The organism is Rhodococcus sp. 14-2496-1d, assembly GCF_002259365.1.
Taxonomy (GTDB): Bacteria; Actinomycetota; Actinomycetes; order Mycobacteriales; family Mycobacteriaceae; genus Rhodococcoides.
Genome location: NZ_NPFV01000018.1, coordinates 278,408 through 297,547, shown reverse-complemented (window position 1 = coordinate 297,547; position 19,140 = coordinate 278,408). Strand labels below are relative to the sequence as shown.

Genomic DNA, 19,140 nt, shown 5'->3' with positions numbered 1-19,140 from the left:
TTCGCCGCCGGGACTGTCGACACCTCACCCCTTTTCCCGACTGCGCGCCGGGGTTCGAGTCCTGGCTGGTGTGTGAGGTCGACAGAAAGGGTGTGAGGTTACCGGCTCACTCCCCCAGGTCCGCCCCGATCGCGCCGATTCGAGCTCCCACACTCTCATCGAGCTCCTCGGTCTCGACGAAATAGCGACGAAACACCGAGCGCATCAATTCGATGACTTCGATGTGCTGTCCGAGGACAACTCGAAGCGACCGGTCACCGCTGTAGGTGATTCTCTCGAACTTCTCACCCAGTTTTCTGGAGGAATCGAAATCACCGAACGCCCCGACATCGATGACGTATTGCAGGCCGTCGATCATGTCTTCGAGATGGTCGACGTACTTGGCGCAAGCAGCGTCGCATTGCGCGGCGACACCTTCAGGGATTTCGAGCTGCCCGGCTTGCGCCTGCGCGGACATATTTCGCCAGTACTGCATCGACGCGTACAGCTGATTCGAGTCGAGCCCCATGCCGTTCTCCTTCGCTGCTAACCGACTACAGGCGGCATCGATGATCGAAGTGCCATCGCTGTTCGCCCGACTTCTGTGCACGGGTCCCCAAGGGCATCACGAACAACCCGTTTGTCGAGGACGAAATAGACGACGCCGCCTTCCACCTCGTATGCCACACCGCAACTTTCACTTCCGTCCTGTCCTGATCGAAGGAATCGCTCCCCCCCGAGCGCAGGATCTTCGGTGAACTGTTGAAAACGTTCGTTCTGACGGACGTCCTCGATCGAGGAGTTCGACGATGAGAAGATGCCCAGTAGGTACCACGAGCTCGGCTCAGGATTGTTCCAACTGCAAACTCTCCAGTTCGCTATCTCGGTGATCCCGCGCGCACCCGACTCCTTAGAGTCCACATCCAATCCCGCTGCCTCGATGGCGTCGTTCGGGATGGTGCAGGGATCCCATGGCTCGTCTTCCACCGGTGTCGCGACCGCCGAGCTCTTCGGCTCTGCAACCGGCGCGCTCTCCGTCGCCCCGCCACATCCGGAGACCGACACCATGACGCCGACCAGACCCGCCACCAACCACCGCGTTGCCCTCACCTCTGGTTGGACGCGGCGAATGTCGGTTCGGTTCCGCGACGACCTCACACACCTACTGACGAGTGCGCGCCCCCGCTCACTTCAGAGTGGGGGCGCGCAGTCGCCAGAAAAGGTGTGAGGTCACCATCGAGCAGAGATCAGCCGCAATTCGACGGAGCCGGCTCCCCTCGGAATCGCGCGTCCACGTAGGCGTAGGCCTCGGGCAGTCCGACGAGCGATCCGCTGAAGTGCTCGGCGAGTGGGTAGGCCCGGAACTGCACTGTTGCCCCCGCTGCGCAGTAGCGGTCGACCGTCTCTTTCACCGGTGCGAAGGGAGTGATGAAGTCGTTGATCCCATGCCAGATGTACACCGGGGCGGTGGGAACCCCCTCGTACTCCACGAGACTGTTCTTCTTCAGAACCGCCTGCGCAGAAGGCAGCGAGGCAATATCGACATTCGACAGGTCCCGGGCGCTCTTGAAGGCTCCGCCGATGATGATGGGACGCCTGCATTCGTTGCTCACACGGTCTCGCAGGGCCAGACCCGCCGCATTGAGGTTCTCCGAGACGGGAAACTCGGTCGGGTATTCACGTTCGAGTCCGAGGGATGCCGCCAGCGCCATCCCGAAGGCCGGATGCGGAATGGCACTGTAGCCCAGATTCTTTGCGATCAATCCCAGGTCGGCAGGCGTTCCGCCGTGCACGCTGGCCACGATGTTCAGCTCGGGGGCGTACGTGGGTGCCATCGCACCGGCCCACGATGTCGCCAATGCGCCTCCGGAGTAACCCAGTAACGCGACGGGGCTGTCCTTCAGCGGCAACTGCTCGAAGTTCTGCACGGCTCGAACCCCGTCGAGCGTCAACCGACCTTCGTACTCGGCAGCGCCGTAGGCACCGGTCGGTCCGAGGTAGTCCGGCACCGCAACCGCCCAACCGCGCGCGACCATACCGAGGTACAGGCTCGGCGCTTCACCGATCTCGTAGGTGAAAAGTCCGTGCGACGGGGCACATTTGACGCCCAGAGCATTGATGACGGCCTGGTAGGACACCAGCGGGGTTCCCGCGCCTCTACCTCGGGGCATCAGCACCGTGGTCACTGCGGCAACCGGTGCACCTGCGGAGTTGGTGGACCGGTACTTCAGTTGCCAGATGTCGGTGTTGGGGTACATCCAGGCGTCCGCACGACGGCTGGCCAGGATGTCACCCGGCGCGTGATCGGCGATGTCGGCCGGTGCCGCATAGAAGACGTCCGGATCGGGGGCCGTCGGCGCAGGAGCCGCCGACGCTGTTGTGCCCGTTGCGAACAGGTACACGCAGAGTGCCACCAGGATGGACCCTAGGGTCGAGAGCTTTCGGATCACGGTGCGCCTTTCGGAGTGAGCAAGATCGAAGATCACGGAACTACGGGAAGAGAGAACTGGTTGATCGGATCCGTCGAGGACACGGTGACGTCCGCTGGGCCCGGCCCACCCGCGAAGGACGGATCCGATGCGGTGATCTCGACGGCGATGCGGTGTCCGAGGTCGAATCGATGGACGATGCTCGGTAGCGAGATGGTCACCGGCTCGCCGGATCCGGTGAGTACGGCAGGTGCAACCAGTCCGTGGATCGGACTGCGCGCACCGTCGGGTGCTACGTCGAGCACGGTGACGAAGACGGTCGCGGGCCCGGACACCGTGGGACTGATGGACAACGTCGGTGCGCCGACGACATCGATGGGTTCGGTCAGTGGCGGGGTCGTCCAATTCGCGGCAGAACCGGGTAACGAGACCCGCGGCACGGGCAACTCGCCCGCGAGATTCGGCAGTCCGAACGTGGTGGGCATCGACGCACCTGCACCCCGAATCGTCTGTTTCCAAACACCATTCGTCGAATCACCCTCGGACAGCGATCCATTCGACAACTGGAACGTGCGTCGGGCACCTACCGGAAATGTCTCGGATTCGACGTACGCGGGCGACGCGACGCCGCTGTAGGGCACCCAATCTCGGAAATAGGTGAATGCCGGCCCCGGGTCGACGTCGCGATCTTTGAGGTGTCGGTCGAGCCAGTTGCCCACCAGTGCCGCTTCGTGCTGCGTGAACGGGTCGGGTGCCTTGATGTCGAACTCTCCCGGATAACCCTTCCGATCGTTGTGTCCCCACGAGTGCCAGATCATGGACGTCTCGACGCCACGCGAACGCAAGGTCTCGTAGGTGGCGGCCGCCTCGTCGAGGCTGAACAGTGAATCCTTCTGGCCCTGCGTGAGCAACACCGGGACATCGACGCGATCGAGGTAGTCCACCGGCGATACGTGACGCATCGCCGCCAGAGTTTCCGGGCCGGGTTCGCGATTGGCAGCGAAGGCGGACGCGGCGTCGCACACCCACTGGGCGTAGTTCGGGCACCCCTGCGCCCGTGCCGGATCGACTGCGTATCCGCCCGGGCCGGTCAGAATTGCGCCCGCCGCCAGAAACGCCGACCCGAACACGCTCTTGACCGGTCCGACGGATCTGCGGCCCGCCCCGTCCGGTGCCATCGACCGCGCCAGATCGTTCCAGGTGATCATCGACGCCACGGTGTCCAATCGTGGATCGACCGATGCCGTGGCCAATCCTGTTGCGCCGGCGTAGGAACCGCCGAGGTAGCCGACGCGCGGGTCACCGGGTCCGTCGAGTCGAACCACGTCGAGTGCCGGAGCGGCCACCGTCCGTGCGGGGTCGGTGAACACTCCGCCGCTCTCGCCTGCGAGGTAGCCGACGAGAGCCGACGCGGCCATTCCGTCGTAATCAGGATCGGCGAAGTAGATCTTGCACGTCGAGCCGCCGAAACCCAGGGCCGAGTAGGACAGCACCACGTAGCCGTGGGTGGCGAATCTGGCAGCGGCACCTGCCTGGTCGTCCTTGGACCCGCCGAAACCGTTGCTGGTCAGAATGGCCGGGGCTCGGTGGTCCGGTCCGAGCCCGGCAGGAACATAGATATCTCCGACGACGGTGCAGTGCTGATCGCGTTCGGGTCCCACTGCGATGTCGAAGTACCGAGTCTGCACCGAGAAGCCGCCGAGCGTCTGCGGTGCCAGGACCGGAAGATCCGCTGCGTATCCGGGCACCGACGCCGTTACCAGAGCTGTCGTCACGGTAGCGACGACAGTTGCCCACCGTCTCATCGGAGGCAGTTGGTCGGCGGCGCGACGCCCCGAAACCTGTTGTCCAGGAATGTCAGTGCGGCGGGAAGCCCCTCGAATGCCGCCTGGATGTGCTGCGGTGCATGGACGACGTCGAACTGCAACGTGGCCCCACTCGCGCAGTACCGCGCAGCAGTGTCACGCAGCGCACCGATCGGAATCAGCGGATCGTTGTCGCTTCCCCACAGAAGTGTGGGTGCCGTCGGCACACCTGCGTACTTGACCAGACTGTTCTCGTCGATGATCTGCTGTGCCTCGGGGCTGTCCACCAAAGAGGTGGTGGTCGACACGGCCAGCGCACTCTTGAACGCTCCGGTCGCCAGGATCACCGGCGTGCACGCATTCGACACCTGATCCTTCAACGCCAGACCGGTGGAATTGAGTTGTGCGGTGATCGGCAAGCGATCCGGGTACTCGCGTTCGAGTCCGAGGGCGGCAGCGAACGCGAGACCGAATGCCTGGTGGGGCTGAAAACCCAATGCGCGGGCGATGTTGTCCAGATCTGCGGGCACACCTCCGGCTGCGGCACCGACGATGTTCAGCTCGGGTGCGTAGCTGGGAGCGAGCGCCGCGGCCCACGCCGTCGCCATTCCGCCACCGGAGTAGCCGGCCATACCCACCGGGCTCGCTGCCAAACCGAGTTCCGGCACGCGCTGTGCGGCGCGGACGCCGTCGAGCGTGATCTGTCCGCCCAATTTGGCTGCGCCGTAGGCACTTTTCGGCCCGAGGTGGTCCGGTACCGCCACGGTCCATCCACGCATCAGCGCGAGATTGAGAAATTCACGTTCCTGCACGCCGGTCGTCGGGTCGGCACCGAACAGAGACTCCGACGGAGCGCACTGCAACCCGAGCGCGTTGACGAAGGGTTGATAGGACAGCAATGGTCCGCCCGAGGCGCGGTTCATCGGTGCCAGAACGGTTGTCACTGCGGCGATGGCGTCGCCTCGGGAATCGGACGACCGGTACTGGAGCTGCCAGATGTCGGCGCCGGGATACAGGGGGCTCGAAAACCGCCGACTGGCAACGATATCGCCGTTGTTCTTTCCGTTCAGGTCTGCAGCCGCCGCATACAACGTGCCTGGTACCGGGGCCGGATCACCGGGGGCTGCCGACGCGTGGGGAGCAGAAGCGAACAACAGCGACATCAGCCCGACGACGAGTGTGAGGGTCACGAGGGTGCGAAGCATGGCGAAATTCTTCTCGATTTCGATCGGCCCGAACGCACGGTTCGGGTGAGAGATATTCGGATACCGTTGACGGACAATCGACTTCGAAACATTCACGGCGCACCCTGGGAGACCATCGGCGAGTTGCGGTCGACCGACTCGCGATCGCCGCGGGGCAGCGCGGCCGCGACTGCGGCGGCCAACCCCATGGTCGCGGCCAGCCCGAACAGCACGGCCCGCTGCGACGTCAGGTAGTCCGCGGCGACCGGCTCCGCGGGAAGCAGGTTGAAGTACACGGCACCGGTGACCGCAGTACCCACAGCAGATCCCACTTGCTGGACGGTCGGCATGATCCCCGACGCCGAGCCGATGGCGTGCGGGGCCACCCCGGCGACGATGGTGCTCTGCAGCGGCGCGATCACCGACCCGAGACCCGCGCCGAGCACTCCGAGCGGGACGACCGCCCACCAGGGGAAGCCTGCACTGTCGAGATACTCGGTGGTGACGCCGAGAACGAGCAGAGCCAGTCCCATAGCCCCCGCACCGGCCACAACGACTCGACAATCCCAGTGACGGAACGAGATCGGCGCAGCCGCGGAGGCGAGCACGGCTCCGAGCGCGAAGGGAACGGTGATCGCTGCCACCGTCGACGCGCTCTCACTCAGTCCGGATTGCAGTGTCACCGACATCGTCAGAACGAATCCGGTGAAAGTGCCGTACACGAGGGCCGACACCGCACATCCCACGGAGAATCCGCGTACACCGAAGACACCGATGTTCACCATGGCGTGCGCTCCCGCTGCACGTCGACGACGCTCCCACACCACGAACCCGGCCAGGGTCGTCAGACCGAGCGCAACCGCGGGCATGGCAGCGAGGGCACTCGAGCTGATCATGACGGGGCAGACGATCAGCAGAGCCCCGATCGACCACAGGGCGGCACCGACCGCGTCGAACCGTCCTCCGTGTCCTGCCGGGACCTGCTCTGAACCCGGTGCGACGAACCTGTGACCGAGAACGACTGCAGCCGCAGAGATCGGGATGTTGATCAGAAACAGTGCGCGCCACCCGGTTCCGAGGATGTCGAGGTGCAACAGCGCTGCGCCGATCGACGGCCCGGCGAGTCCGGTCAGCCCCGCGGTGCCACCGTACAGCGCGAACGCGGTGGTGCGCCGGGTGCCGGAGTAGGCCGCTGTCACGATCGCCACCGTCTGGGCCGACATCGCCGCTCCCGCGAGCCCTTGCAACACGCGAGCGAGGACGAGCAGTTCGACCGTCGGCGCGTACGCACAGAGCACCGATGTCACGGCGAACAGCACAGTGCCGGTGACGAATACCGTTCTGCGACCGAACACCTCACCGGCGCGTGCCATCGTGAGCAGCGCGCAGGCGAACGCGAGCAGGTACGCCGTTGGGATCCAGACCTGCCCGGTGCCCGACGCGTCGAGGTCACGCGCAATCGTCGGCAACGCCACGGTGACGGCGGTGACGTCGATCATCTGCATCGTGACGGCCAGCAGACAGGCACCCAGCGTCAGCCACGAGCCGCTGCGAGGGTGCGTCATACCCGGCTGACGTCCGGAAGCTCGTGGGCGAACACGCGAGCCTCGGGCGGCTGTGGAATGTAGTCACCCTTGTCGACCACGGCGGAGTAGATTTCGGAGATCTTGGAGAAGTACAGGTCGATCGAACGATCGGCCTCGTCCGTGCCCGGGTACAGGAACTCGACGCCGGTGTGGTCCTCGAAGCGGTTGATCCACATGAAGACTTCCTCGGAGCTGCCGCGGTTGCCGTAGAGACCGGCTCCCGCCGCGTCCAATTCGGCTTCGCCCGGTAGCTTGCGAACGTCGACGTAGGAGATCATCGGCGCGGTCCATCCCGGCTGCGTCGTGATTCCGTGTTCCGGCAAGGCCAGCTCCAGCACCCGGTGGTACGAGGTGTTCGCCAGCAGCTTTCCGGAGTCGAATGCCTCTTGCGCGAGCACCGCGAGAGTACGGAACGTCGGCTGCTCACCGAGGTCGAATTGCACCGGAATCAGGCTCGAGTACCAACCGATCGACGCGAATTCACCCGGCGTCGACCGAGTGCTCTTGGGTGTCAGCCCGAGGTAGCTGTCCCGGCCGGCGAGCTCGTACTCCGCCAGGGCTGCGGCGGCGAAGATTCCGCCGATGAACTTGACTCCCACGGCTGCACACGCCTCGTCCACTGCCCGCGCCGTGGCACCGTCGAACAACGGGAACGAGCTGTGCGAGGTCCGTGTGTAGTCGACACTGCTGCGTCCCAACGGAAGTGGGAACGTCGGAAGATCACCTCCGTTGTCGGTGACCAGATCGATCCAGGTCCGAACAGCAGGACTGTCCAGGGTTGTGGCGTCGCTCTCGAGACGTTCACGCTGGCAGTATTCGAGGTAGCTGCCCGGGGTGAACAGGCCGTCGGACTCCCCTGTCACCGCATTGCGGTAGAGCTGGCGCAGTTCGTAGTAGGTCAGAGCCTGCGAGATGCCGTCGGTGTCGAGGTGATCGACCGCCGCGTACACCACGAAGTGATCGTCGTGTTCGATCGTTCCGAACGAGAAGCAATCCCAGCTCTCGGGACCGGGCGTGCTGTCCTGCACGTGACGCCGGATGGCCTCGGAGTCCGCCGGCACTCCGAAATCGGTCGGTTCGAGCGCGATGTCGGCGATGTCGACGAGGTGGCGCGTAGAACCTTCTGCTGTGGTGGAGAACCAGCTGCGGAACGAATCGTGCCGGGTGACGAACGTGTTGAATGCGCGCCCCATCGCGGCGCGGTCCAGTGCGCCTTCGATCTCGAACGTCACCAGGCAAAGCCGGGAGAATCGGAACGACGATCCCCGGTTGCGGTACGCGGCTTCGAGATACGCCTGCTGGATGTGCGAGGGCGGTGCCGGGTGAACGGGCGCGGCCGCGGCAGCAGCTCGTGAAGCGACGGTGGGTGACCACGTGGTGAGCGGTCCTGGAGCGGGTTTCCACTCGTCGATGAGTCCGAATGCGACCACGACACAACCTTTCGAAGGAGACAGAGCGATTCGACGCGGAGAAGTGCGTCGGAGGAGCCAGTGCATCATCCGGGCCGAGGCCGAGAAACCCGCCGACGAGCATTTTGGAAAATTGACAACGATCCGCGGGATATCTGTGTCAAAACTGAACAATCGTCAGCATTGTTGTCGATGACAGTGTTCCGATCTACCGTCTGAGGTCGTACCGCGTCGGACACAGGCCTGTCGCGCATTGCTCCCACGATGTCAGGAACCATTGATGCCCAGTCGATTTCGCCTCGGTCAGGCGACCTCGTCGGCTCTGAGCGCGCTCGCTACCGCCGTCGTTCTCCTGTCGAGCACGGCGGCACCGGCTACCGCCGAAACCACCTCGTCGGTGGTCGGCGTCGAGGGCATTGCCGACCGACGAGACATCGTGTGGGTGCATTCGGCAGCCATGGACCGCGATATCCAGGTCGACGTATTTCGGTCGGCGCAACCCGGTTCACCGACGCTCTACCTACTCAACGGAGCGGCGGGCGGAGACGGGGGAAGCAGCTGGTTCGATCAGACCGACATCGCCGGCTTCTTCGGAAACAAGAACGTCAACGTGGTGGTCCCGCGCGGCGGCGCAGCGAGCTACTACACCGACTGGCTGCACGACGATCCGGTTCTGGGCCGAAACATGTGGTCCACCTTCCTCGGTCGGGAACTTCCTCCGTTGATGGATGCTCTGCTCGACGGCAACGGGGCAAATTCGGTCGCCGGTATCTCGATGGCAGGCACGTCCGTCCTGCAGTTGGCGATCGCCCACCCGTCGGTGTATCGATCCGTCGCGGCGTTCAGCGGATGTGCGCGTACCAGCGACCCGGTAGGTGCCATGTACGTCAGGTCGGTGGTAGAAGCCCGCGGCGGTGGGTCGACCGCCAACATGTGGGGACCCCAGGGAAGCGCCGACTGGATTGCCAACGACCCCTATGTCAATGCCGAGGGGTTGCGCGGCATCGACGTGTACATCTCGTCCGGAACGGGAGCGCCCGGGGCATTCGACGTACCGGGTGGTCCCGGTATCGGCAGCGATTACGGCAAGCTCGCCCAGCAACTCGCCGTCGGTGCCGTGATCGAGGCGACGACCGATGTGTGCTCGCAACAGATGCAGAAACGCTTGCAGGAGCTCGACATCGAGGCCACCTACAACTTCCGACCCAACGGGACCCACTCCTGGGCCTATTGGCAACAGGATCTGCACGACTCGTGGTCGGTGATCGCACCGTCGTTGGGGCTGCCGACCGGCACGTCCTGACCCGTGACTCCTCGAGCGATGACGAAGGAAAAGCGATGAACCGAACCGACGCTGCGGGCACTCCGGCTCTGGCTGCCACCTGGGCCCGCTCACCGTGGCCACTCGCCGACATCATTCGGGCCAAACGTGGCCGGACCGTCTCGGTCGTGCTACCCGCTCTCGACGAGGAGGAGACCGTTGCCGGCGTCATCGCCTCGATGACTCCTCATATGGGCAGCCTGATCGACGAACTGGTGGTGCTGGATTCGGGATCGACCGACGCCACCGCCGCTCGGGCCCGCTGCGCCGGTGCCACCGTCGTCTCCAGGGAGGACGCACTACCCGGCACACCCGTGGTCCGCGGCAAGGGTGAAGCGCTGTGGCGCGGCGTGGCTGCGACCTCGGGGGACATCGTGGTGTTCGTCGACTCCGATCTGGTCGATCCCGGTTCGCACTTCGTTCCCTCCCTCGTCGGACCCCTGGTCATGGACGACGACGTCGAGTTGGTCAAAGGCTTCTTTCGTCGACCCCTGACGATCGGTGACACCACCGACGAGGACGGCGGCGGCCGCGTCACGCAGCTGACGGTACGGCCGCTGCTGACGGCACTTCGGCCCGAGCTCGCCGGTGTCTTCCAACCCTTGGGCGGGGAATACGCCGCGACTCGTCGCCTCTTGGAGGCACTTCCGTTCGCGCCCGGCTACGGCGTCGAGATCGGTGTCCTGCTCGATACGTGCGACCGGTTGGGTATCGGCGCGATCGGTCAGGTCGGACTGGGAACCCGACGGCATCGAAATCGACCGACCTCGGAGCTGGCGGTCATGAGTCGGCAGATCATCGCCACGATGTTCTCGCGCCTCGGCCTGAACGATTCCGGAGCCGAGTTCACCACATTCTCGACCACCGGGTCTCAGGTCTCGATGAGCGTGGCACCCTTGTCTCTCGTCGACCGTCCCCCGCTGATCACCGTCGACCAGTACCTCCGTGCCACTCGCCGGAACTCGGTGAGCGCCCCGGTGTGAGACGCAGCCAGCCGCGCCCTCCACCGTCGAGCACGGTGGAGGGCGCGGCTGGGGCTTTCGAGAAACGAGCTACTTGCCTGTCTCCGCGGCACGCAGGTCCTTGCGCAGAATCTTGCCCGCCGCAGACTTGGGGACGATGTCGATGAACTCGACGCGTCGCACCTTCTTGTGCGGCGACACGCGCTCGGCGACGAAGGCGATGACGCCCTCTTCGTCGATCGTGGCACCCTGCTGGCGGACGACGAACGCCTTGGGAATTTCCTCGCCCTCGTCGTCGAGCACTCCGATGACGGCGGCGTCGGCGATCTCCTCGTGCGTGAGCAGCAATGCCTCGAGCTCGGCCGGGGGCACCTGGTAGCCCTTGTACTTGATCAGTTCCTTGAGGCGGTCGACGATGTAGACGACACCCTCGGGATCGACGACGGCGATGTCGCCGGTGTGCAGGTAACCGTCGGAATCGAGGGTTTCTGCGGTGGCGGTGGGATTGTTGAGGTATCCAACCATCACGTTCGGTCCCTTGACCCACAGCTCACCGGGCTTGCTCAATCCCTCAGTGGGCAGCTCGATCTCCTCGAGGGTGCCCGGGTCGACGAGCTTGTTCTCGGTGTTCGCCAGCGGCTGGCCCACCGAGCTGAGCGGCATGTCGTCGCGATCGAACGGAATGGCGTGGCTGACGGGGCTGAGCTCGCTCATGCCGTAGCCCTGACGCACCCGCGTGTTCAGACGCTTCGCGACGGCCTTGCCGAGTTCCTCGTCCAGCGGTGCCGCGCCCGAGAAGATGGTGTGCACGCTGGAGAGGTCGTACTGATCGATCATCGGGTGCTTGGCGAGCGCGACGGCCACCGGCGGTGCGATGAACAGATACGTGAGCTTCTGATCCTGGATGATCCTCAGGAATTCGACGAGGTCGAACTTCGGCATCGTCACCAGGTGGGCGCGCAGCTTGAGGGCGATGTTGAGCAGTACCGTCAGGCCGTAGATGTGGAAGAACGGCAGCAGCGCCAGGATCGCGTCGTCGCTGTCGATCCCGACGCGCGGTTCCATCTGAGCCACGTTCGCGACGAGGTTGCGGTGGGTGAGGATGACGCCCTTCGGCACACCCGTCGTGCCGGAGGAGTACGGCAGCACCGCAACGTGGGTGGCCGGATCGAACGAGACCTCGGGGGCGGGTGCGCCCTGGGTGAGCAGGTCGCGCAGGTTCGGGTGGCCCTCTGCGCCGTCGAGCACGATGACGTGGTCTGCGTCGAGGCCGACCTTCTCCGCGGCGGCCTTGGCCTGCGGGTACAGCGGGGAGACGGTGAACAGGAACTTCGCGCCCGAGCCGGTGAGTTGCTTGGCGATGTCCTCGGCCGTGTACAGCGCGTTGATCGTCGTCGCAGTTCCACCCGCGCGCAGGATGCCGTGCAGCACCGACGCGAACGCGGGCACGTTCGGCGAGTGGAGTCCGACGACGTCGCCGACCTCGAGTCCGCGTGCGGCCAGAGCGCCTGCGATGGCGTCGATCTGGCCGATCAGCGTCTTGTAGGTGGTGACCGCACCCGACGTTCCGTCGATCAGTGCAGGCTTGTCGAGGTCGGACTCGGCGATCGATCCGAACAGGAAGTCGTAGACGCTGAGTTCGGGAATCTCGACATCGGGAAAGGGACTGCGGAAGCTCATGGCTCTCCTTCGAAAAACTGCGGCAACAATGATCGAACCCTACAGTGAAAGCGGTCACAACGGACGTACGACCCTACCGCCGAGTCAGGTAGTGGAGGGCTAACTTCGCGACGCGTACGGTTTGCCCGCTGCGGCCGGTCCCCGGACGTGGCCCACCAGGCCCGCGACGGCGAAAATGGTCACCACGTAGGGCAGCATCAGCATGAACTCACTGGGTACCGGCGAGCCGATGATGCCCAGTACGTTCTGCAGGTTCGACGCGAATCCGAACAACAGTGCAGCCAGCGTCGCGCGTACCGGATCCCAGCGCCCGAAGATCACGGCGGCGAGAGCGATGTAGCCGGCACCGGCCGTCATCTCCTTGCCGAACGCTCCGACCGAACCCAGGGTGAAGTACGCACCACCGAGGCCGGCGATGGCACCGGCGAGGCAGACGTTCCAGAATCGGGTGCGAGCGACATTGATTCCGACGGTGTCGGCAGCTTGCGGGTGTTCACCCACGGCGCGTAGTCGCAGGCCCCACTTGGTGTGGAACAACCCGAGGAAAACCAGAGCTACCGCGACGTACATCAGGTACACGATGAGCGTCTGCCGGAACAGCACCGGGCCGAGAATCGGAATCTGCGAGAGCACCGGAATGTCGATGCGCGCGAAGCGCGGTGGTGAGTTGAGTGTCTCGGCGTTCTTGGTGAGCACCACCGAATACAGGAAGCTGGTCAGTCCGACCACCAGCACGTTGAGCACCACACCCACGATGACCTGGTTCACGAAGTAGCGAATGGAGAACACGGCCAACAGGGACGCGGTCAACGCTCCGGCGATCAGTGCAGCGAGTAGCGCGACGTACGTGGAGCCGGTGATCGACGCGACGACGGCGCTGACGAACGCACCTGCCAGAAGCTGTCCTTCGATGGCGATGTTGATGACGCCGACGCGTTCGGAGATCACGCCGCCCATGGCACCGAAGATCAGCGGGGTACTCAGAGCGACCGCGCCGATGAGCAATCCGGGAACGGGAATGGTCTCACCGTCCGCGGCCCACGCCAGGAACCCGAAGACGAACAGCACGGCGAACACTGCGAGCAGCCACAGCGGTGCCGAGCGGTACTGCGAGGCCAGGAACGCCGCGTATGCGGTGATGACGGCCAGCGCGACGACCACTGCGAGACCGGTGCCGAACGACGGCACGCCCACGGCGGGCAACGCGAAGAAGTCGCCCTCCGAGGCCAACGCGAATGTGCTTGTGCCCGAACCCTTCTTGACGACGAACAGCACCAGAGCGAGCAGGGTCACGACCCCGAGGATCGTGGGCACCTTCCAGCTGCGACCCAGCACCGCCTCGGCGGGGGCACCGACGGCGTCGGTTGAGGTGGTCACAGTGCACTCACCTTCGCGGTCTCGGCTTTCGCGAGTTTCTCTTCACCTGGTTTGGGCAATCGGAACACCGCTCGCACCAGTGGCGGCGCGGCGATGAACAACACGATCACCGACTGCACGACCAGCACGATGTCGATCGGTACGCCCTCGGCTGCCTGCATGGCGAACCCGCCGGCCTTGAACGCGCCGAACAGGATTCCCGCGAAGAACACGCCCCAGGGTTTCGATCGGCCGAGCAGGGCGACGGTGATGGCGTCGAACCCGATTCCGGCGTCGATGTCGGCGCTGAAGCCGGTGGTGACGGTGCCGAGCACCTGCGCCACTCCGGCCAAGCCGACCAGCGCGCCCGACAGGATCATCGCGTACAGGTAGATCCGATTGACGTTCATGCCCGCGACGCGCGACGCGTGCGGATTCTCGCCGACGGCGCGGAAGCGGAATCCGAGACTGGACCGTTCGAGCAGCCACCACACCGCGACGGTCACGACGATCACCAGCACGAATCCGAGGTGCAGACTGTAGCGGTCGCCGAAGAGCTTGGGGAACACCGCAGTCGACGCGATGGGCGGGGTCTTGGGGTTGTTCGATCCCGGTGCCTGCAGAGCACCGGGGGTACGCAGCAGATACGCGACGAGATAGAACGCGATGTAGTTGAGCATGATGGTGACGATCACTTCGTGAGCGCCGGTGCGTGCCTTGAGGAATCCGGCGATACCGCCCCACACTGCGCCGCCCAGGACTCCGGCGACGACGGCCACGAGGAGGTGGATCCCGGCCGGCAGGTTCACTCCGAAGCCGACCCAGCCTGCGCACGCCGATGCGATGAGCATCTGGCCGCGGCCACCGATGTTGAACATTCCGACGCGGAAGGCCAGTGCCACACCGAGTCCCGCGACGATCAGCGGAGTGGCGAAGGTCAGCGTCTCGGTCAGCGGACGGATGCCGTTCTCGAATCCTGGACGCCGGAAGTTGTACACCGAGCCCTGGAACAACGACGAGTACGCTCCGGCAACGGAATCCCAGACCGCCTCGAGCATGTCCGAGGGACGGGAGAAGAAGTACCCGGCCGATTCCTGCACGGCCGAGTTGGTGGCGGCGATGAGCACGGCCCCGACGATCAACGCGAGCAGTACCGCGAGAACCGAGATGATCGCGCTGCCGGTGAAGATCTGCCGCAACACGACATGCGACTTCGACGGCTCCTGAGGTACCGACGGCCGCTCGGCCTCACTCACCGCGTTCACCGCCCATCATCAATCCGAGTGTTTCGCGGGACGTATCCCCGGGGACGATTCCCACGATTGCTCCTCGATACATGACGGCGATGCGGTCGGCCAGTGCGGCAACCTCGTCCAGTTCGCTCGACACCACGATGACCGGGATCCCCGAATCCCGGGTGGCGACGATGCGTTTGTGCACGAATTCGATGGATCCGACGTCGATTCCGCGAGTCGGCTGCGCAGCGACGAACAGTCGCAGATCGCGGCTCAGTTCTCGCGCGAGCACCACCTTCTGCTGATTGCCACCGGAGAGGCGTCCGACGGCGGTGCCGATTCCCGGTGCGCGAACGTCGAATTCGCTGAGCTTGTCCGATGCGAACTTCTCCAGATACTCGCGTTGCACCGCGCCGCGTCGCACGAACGGCATGCTGTTGGAGCGATCGAGCATCAGGTTCTCGGCGATGGAGAATTCGCCCACCAGTCCGTCGACGGTGCGGTCCTCGGGGACGAAGCCGACGCCTGCGTCGAGCACGTCCTGCACCGTCGACCCGACGAGCGAGTTGCCGTCGAGGCTGATCTTGCCGGATACGTTGTCCTGCAACCCGAGTAGGGCTTCGACGAATTCGGTCTGACCGTTGCCCTGCACGCCGGCGATGGCGAGGATCTCTCCCGCCGCGACTTCGAGGCTGACGTCGTCGACGGTCTTGTTGCCCTGGGCGTCGAACACGGACAGGTTCTCGATCACCAGTGCCGCGTCCCCGGGCGTGGCCGGGTCCTTCGAGACGGTCAGCTGCACATCGCGTCCCACCATCAGTGCCGCGAGCTCGGTGTTGCTGGCGGTCGGCTTCGCTTCGCCGACGACCTTGCCGAGCCGGATGACGGTGATCTTGTCGGCCACTTCGCGTACTTCGCGCAGCTTGTGGGTGATGAAGACGATCGTGGTGCCCGACGCCGCGAGTTCGCGCATGATCCGCATCAGATCGTCGGTCTCCTGCGGCGTCAGGACGGCTGTCGGCTCGTCGAACACGAGTACCTTCGCCTCACGAGAGAGTGCTTTGACGATCTCGACCCGCTGCTGCACGCCGACGGGAAGGTCGTCGACGAGAGCATCGGGATCGAGGTCGAAGCCGAACCTCGCGGATATCTCCCGCACCAGCTTCCGAGCTGCCACGAGGTCGAGTCGTCCACCGAGCGAGGTGGTTTCGTTGCCGAGCACGATGTTCTCGGCGACGGTGAACACCGGAATCAACATGAAGTGCTGATGCACCATGCCGATTCCGGCGGTCATCGCCTCGCCCGGTCCGGCGAAGTTCTGCTCGACGTCGTCGAGCAGAATCTGGCCCTCCTCGGCGCGATACAGGCCACTGAGCACGTTCATCAACGTGGACTTGCCTGCACCGTTCTCGCCGAGGAGACAGTGGATCTCGCCGGATTCGACGCTCAGATCGATGTGGTCGTTGGCGATCAACGAGCCGAATCGTTTGGTGATACCGCGAAGTTCGAGCTTCATATCCCTTTACGACCGCTTGGTGCTACTTGGGTGCCGACGGCGACTCGACGGTGATGGACCCGTCGATGATGCCGGCCTTGATCGTGTCCAGCTCGCCCTGCAGCGCGGGGTCGACCTTGGACTCGAAGTCGTGGAACGGTGCGATACCGACTCCGTCGTTCTCGAGAGTGCCCACGTACGGGGTGTTGTCGAACGCATCGGCACCGGAGTTGGCGACGACCTCGTCGACGCTGGTCTTGAGTCCCTTGGTCACCGAGGTGAGCAGCAGGTCACCGACCGAGGGGTCGGACTCGAACACGTCGGCGTCGGCACCGATGAGGGCGACCGGGCGCGAGGAGTCGCGAATGGCCTGTGCCGCACTCTGATAGATGGGACCGCCGACCGGGAAGATGACGTCCGCGTTCTGGTCGATCAGACCCTGGGCGGTGTTCTTCGCGACCTCGTTGGCGGTGAATCCGCCGGTGAACGAGCCGTTCTGCGAGGGTACGTCCCAGCCGATGACGCGGACCGCTTCGCCCTTCTGCTCGTTGAAGTAGTTCACGCCGTCTGCGAAGCCGTCCATGAAGATGGTGACGGTCGGCAGCTGGGAGCCACCGAACGTACCGACCACGCCGGTGGTGCTGTAGCTCGCGGCCGCGTAGCCGGCGAGGAATGCGGACTGCGACGCGTCGTAGGTCAGCGGCTTGACGTTCGGCAGATCGATCGTGGAGTCGTCGATGATCGCGAAGTCGATGTCGGAGTTGGCCTCGGCGGCCACCTTGGTGGCGTCGGCCAGATCGAATCCGACGGTGACGATGAGGTTGCAGCCCTGATCGACGAGGTTGTTGATGTTGGGGCCGTAGTCGGTGGGCGATGCGGACTCGACGGTGCGTGGCTCGACGCCGAGTTCTTCGGAGGCTTCGGTCAAGCCCTCGAACCCGAGCTGGTTGAACGACTTGTCGTCGAATCCGCCACTGTCGGAGACCATGCAGGGCAGGAAGTCACTCGATCCGCCTCCGCCCGATCCTTCGTCTTCGGGGGCGGATCCACAGCCTGCGATCAGGGCGATGGCACCGAGCGACGCGACGCCGCCGAGTGCTGCCTTCCGCGTACTCGTGCGGGTAACGAATGACAAGATGTCCTCCAATTTAGGTGTACTTCGTCTGGGTCGGGACGCTACTCGCGCGGGCGAGGGTGCGCAGGATTTCGGTCAGGCATCCCTGTCGGGCTCGGCCTTGTGCGGCTCGGCCTTCGCGGTGGAGACATCGTCGGGCAAGCTGCCGCCTTCACGGAGTATTCGTGCTTCGTCCTCACGCACCATCACTGCCGGCCCCGCTGCCACCACCGAGGGGTTCGGCGGAGTTCCGGGCTTGAACACGTTGAAGAATACGTTGAGTACCACCGCGACGATGCTGGCGGCACTGATTCCGGAGTGGAAGATCGTGACGAACCAGTCCGGGAACTCGTCCCAGAAGTCGCTCGCGACAACAGGTATGAGGCCGAACGCCAAGGTCACCGCCACGATGACGACGTTGGAGTTGTTGTCGTAGTTCACCTTGCCGAGGGTGCGGATACCGCTCGCGGCGACGGTTCCGAACAGCGCGATGCCTGCGCCGCCGAGAACCGGAAGCGGGACGACCCCGACGACGGCTGCGAGAATCGGCGAAAGGCCCAGCAGTGCAAGCACGCCACCGCCCGTCGCCACGACGAAGCGGCTCTTGATGCCGGTCATCGCCACCAGGCCGACGTTCTGCGCGAAGGCCGTGGCCGGGAAGGTGTTGAAGATCGGGGCGACGGCAGAGGAGACCATGTCGGCGCGCAGGCCGTCGCCGACACGCTTGGAGTCGACGTCGGTTCCGACCACTTCGCCGACGGCGAGGATGTCGGCGGTGGTCTCGACCATGATCACCAGGATCACGATGGTCATCGACACGATCGCGCCGATTGCGAATATCGGGGAGCCGAAGGCGAAGGGTGTCGGGACGGCCACGACGGACGCATCGGCGACGCCGTCGAAGTCGGTCTTGCCGACGATCAGTGCCGCGATGGTGCCGACGACGAGTCCGAGCAGGATCGACAGCCGCGACAGTCCGGGGATCTTGGTCATCACCAGTACGGCGAGGAGGGTGAACATCGCCAGCCCGATGTTGCCGGGGTCCAGGTAGTTCGGGTTCGGGGCACCGCCCACCAGTTCCTGGCCGGTGATCCAGCGGGCGGCCACCGGCATCAGCGACAGTCCGATGACGGTGATGATGCTGCCGGTCACCAGCGGCGGGAAGAACCGAACGATCCTGGAGAAGAACGGGGCGATCGCCAATCCGATCAGCGCGGCCACGAGAACGGCTCCGAGCACCGTGCGCAGTCCGGTTCGCCCGTCGTCCGCGCCGGCGATGATCGTCAGAACCGTCGAGACCGATGCGAACGAAATGCCCTGTACCAGCGGCAGTTGCGAGCCGAAGAACGGGATGCCGATCGTTTGCAGCACGGTGGCCACGCCACTGACGAACAGCGCGCAGGAGATCAGCAGGGCCTGATCGGCTCCGGAGAGTCCGGCCGCTCCACCGACGATGATCGGGACGGCGATGACGCCGCCGAACATCGAGAGGATGTGTTGCAGACCGTAACCGAACATCTGCAGCACCGGTGGGCGAGCGTCCTCGGGCCTGGTCATGAATGTCAGGCTAGGAACCGGACGTTAC

The 19,140-nt window shown here is 64.7% G+C and carries 15 protein-coding genes; 2 read left to right on the top strand and 13 right to left on the bottom strand.

From position 1 onward, the window contains the following. Nucleotides 1–106: 106 nt before the first annotated feature. From CH296_RS14960 to CH296_RS14930, 7 genes are all read right to left on the bottom strand, one after another. Complete coding sequence (locus tag CH296_RS14960; protein WP_094685103.1) at nt 107–508, bottom strand: hypothetical protein; 402 nt, start codon at nt 506–508, stop codon at nt 107–109. A gap of 17 nt (nt 509–525) precedes the next feature. Then, nucleotides 526–1,047 (bottom strand): DUF3558 domain-containing protein, encoded by a 522-nt coding sequence (locus CH296_RS14955; protein ID WP_143546365.1) that lies wholly within the window; start codon nt 1,045–1,047, stop codon nt 526–528. 179 nt (nt 1,048–1,226) lie between these two features. Beyond that, nucleotides 1,227–2,393: a lipase family protein gene (locus CH296_RS14950; protein ID WP_256980461.1), complete on the bottom strand. Its 1,167-nt coding sequence runs from the start codon at nt 2,391–2,393 to the stop codon at nt 1,227–1,229. A 68-nt stretch (nt 2,394–2,461) separates the two neighbouring features. Continuing rightward, nucleotides 2,462–4,183: a CocE/NonD family hydrolase gene (locus CH296_RS14945; RefSeq protein ID WP_179277728.1), complete on the bottom strand. Its 1,722-nt coding sequence runs from the start codon at nt 4,181–4,183 to the stop codon at nt 2,462–2,464. 26 nt (nt 4,184–4,209) lie between these two features. Continuing rightward, nucleotides 4,210–5,418 (bottom strand): lipase family protein, encoded by a 1,209-nt coding sequence (locus CH296_RS14940; protein ID WP_094685223.1) that lies wholly within the window; start codon nt 5,416–5,418, stop codon nt 4,210–4,212. A 92-nt stretch (nt 5,419–5,510) separates the two neighbouring features. Beyond that, nucleotides 5,511–6,962, bottom strand: a complete 1,452-nt coding sequence (locus CH296_RS14935) for an MFS transporter (RefSeq protein ID WP_094685100.1) — start codon at nt 6,960–6,962, stop codon at nt 5,511–5,513. Beyond that, nucleotides 6,959–8,413 (bottom strand): condensation domain-containing protein, encoded by a 1,455-nt coding sequence (locus CH296_RS14930; RefSeq protein ID WP_094685099.1) that lies wholly within the window; start codon nt 8,411–8,413, stop codon nt 6,959–6,961. Before CH296_RS14930 ends, CH296_RS14935 begins: the two co-directional genes overlap by 4 nt. Before the next feature lie 259 nt (nt 8,414–8,672). Here CH296_RS14930 and CH296_RS14925 point away from each other — a divergent pair, with 259 nt between their 5' ends. Both CH296_RS14925 and CH296_RS14920 read left to right on the top strand, forming a co-directional pair. After that, nucleotides 8,673–9,695 (top strand): alpha/beta hydrolase family protein, encoded by a 1,023-nt coding sequence (locus tag CH296_RS14925; RefSeq protein WP_032393866.1) that lies wholly within the window; start codon nt 8,673–8,675, stop codon nt 9,693–9,695. 35 nt (nt 9,696–9,730) lie between these two features. Then, nucleotides 9,731–10,696 carry a glucosyl-3-phosphoglycerate synthase gene (locus tag CH296_RS14920; RefSeq protein ID WP_094685222.1) on the top strand — a complete coding sequence of 322 codons (966 nt, stop codon included), beginning with the start codon at nt 9,731–9,733 and terminating at the stop codon, nt 10,694–10,696. A gap of 69 nt (nt 10,697–10,765) precedes the next feature. On the opposite strand, the gene CH296_RS14915 is transcribed toward CH296_RS14920, so the two are convergent. The 6 genes from CH296_RS14915 to CH296_RS14890 form a co-directional block, all read right to left on the bottom strand. After that, complete coding sequence (locus CH296_RS14915) at nt 10,766–12,355, bottom strand: AMP-binding protein (protein WP_032393865.1); 1,590 nt, start codon at nt 12,353–12,355, stop codon at nt 10,766–10,768. A gap of 99 nt (nt 12,356–12,454) precedes the next feature. Continuing rightward, on the bottom strand, nt 12,455–13,732 hold the full coding sequence (locus tag CH296_RS14910) for an ABC transporter permease (protein ID WP_045198883.1): 1,278 nt from the start codon (nt 13,730–13,732) through the stop codon (nt 12,455–12,457). Beyond that, nucleotides 13,729–14,967 carry an ABC transporter permease gene (locus CH296_RS14905; RefSeq protein WP_094685221.1) on the bottom strand — a complete coding sequence of 413 codons (1,239 nt, stop codon included), beginning with the start codon at nt 14,965–14,967 and terminating at the stop codon, nt 13,729–13,731. The genes CH296_RS14910 and CH296_RS14905 overlap by 4 nt, the downstream gene beginning before the upstream one ends. Further along, nucleotides 14,960–16,462 (bottom strand): ABC transporter ATP-binding protein, encoded by a 1,503-nt coding sequence (locus CH296_RS14900; protein ID WP_094629742.1) that lies wholly within the window; start codon nt 16,460–16,462, stop codon nt 14,960–14,962. Before CH296_RS14900 ends, CH296_RS14905 begins: the two co-directional genes overlap by 8 nt. A 22-nt stretch (nt 16,463–16,484) precedes the next feature. Next, entirely contained in the window at nt 16,485–17,576 is a 1,092-nt protein-coding gene (locus tag CH296_RS14895) for a BMP family protein (protein WP_230596611.1), read from the bottom strand. Nucleotides 17,577–17,651: 75 nt separating this feature from the next. After that, nucleotides 17,652–19,112: a nucleobase:cation symporter-2 family protein gene (locus tag CH296_RS14890; RefSeq protein ID WP_094685098.1), complete on the bottom strand. Its 1,461-nt coding sequence runs from the start codon at nt 19,110–19,112 to the stop codon at nt 17,652–17,654. Nucleotides 19,113–19,140 lie beyond the last annotated feature (28 nt).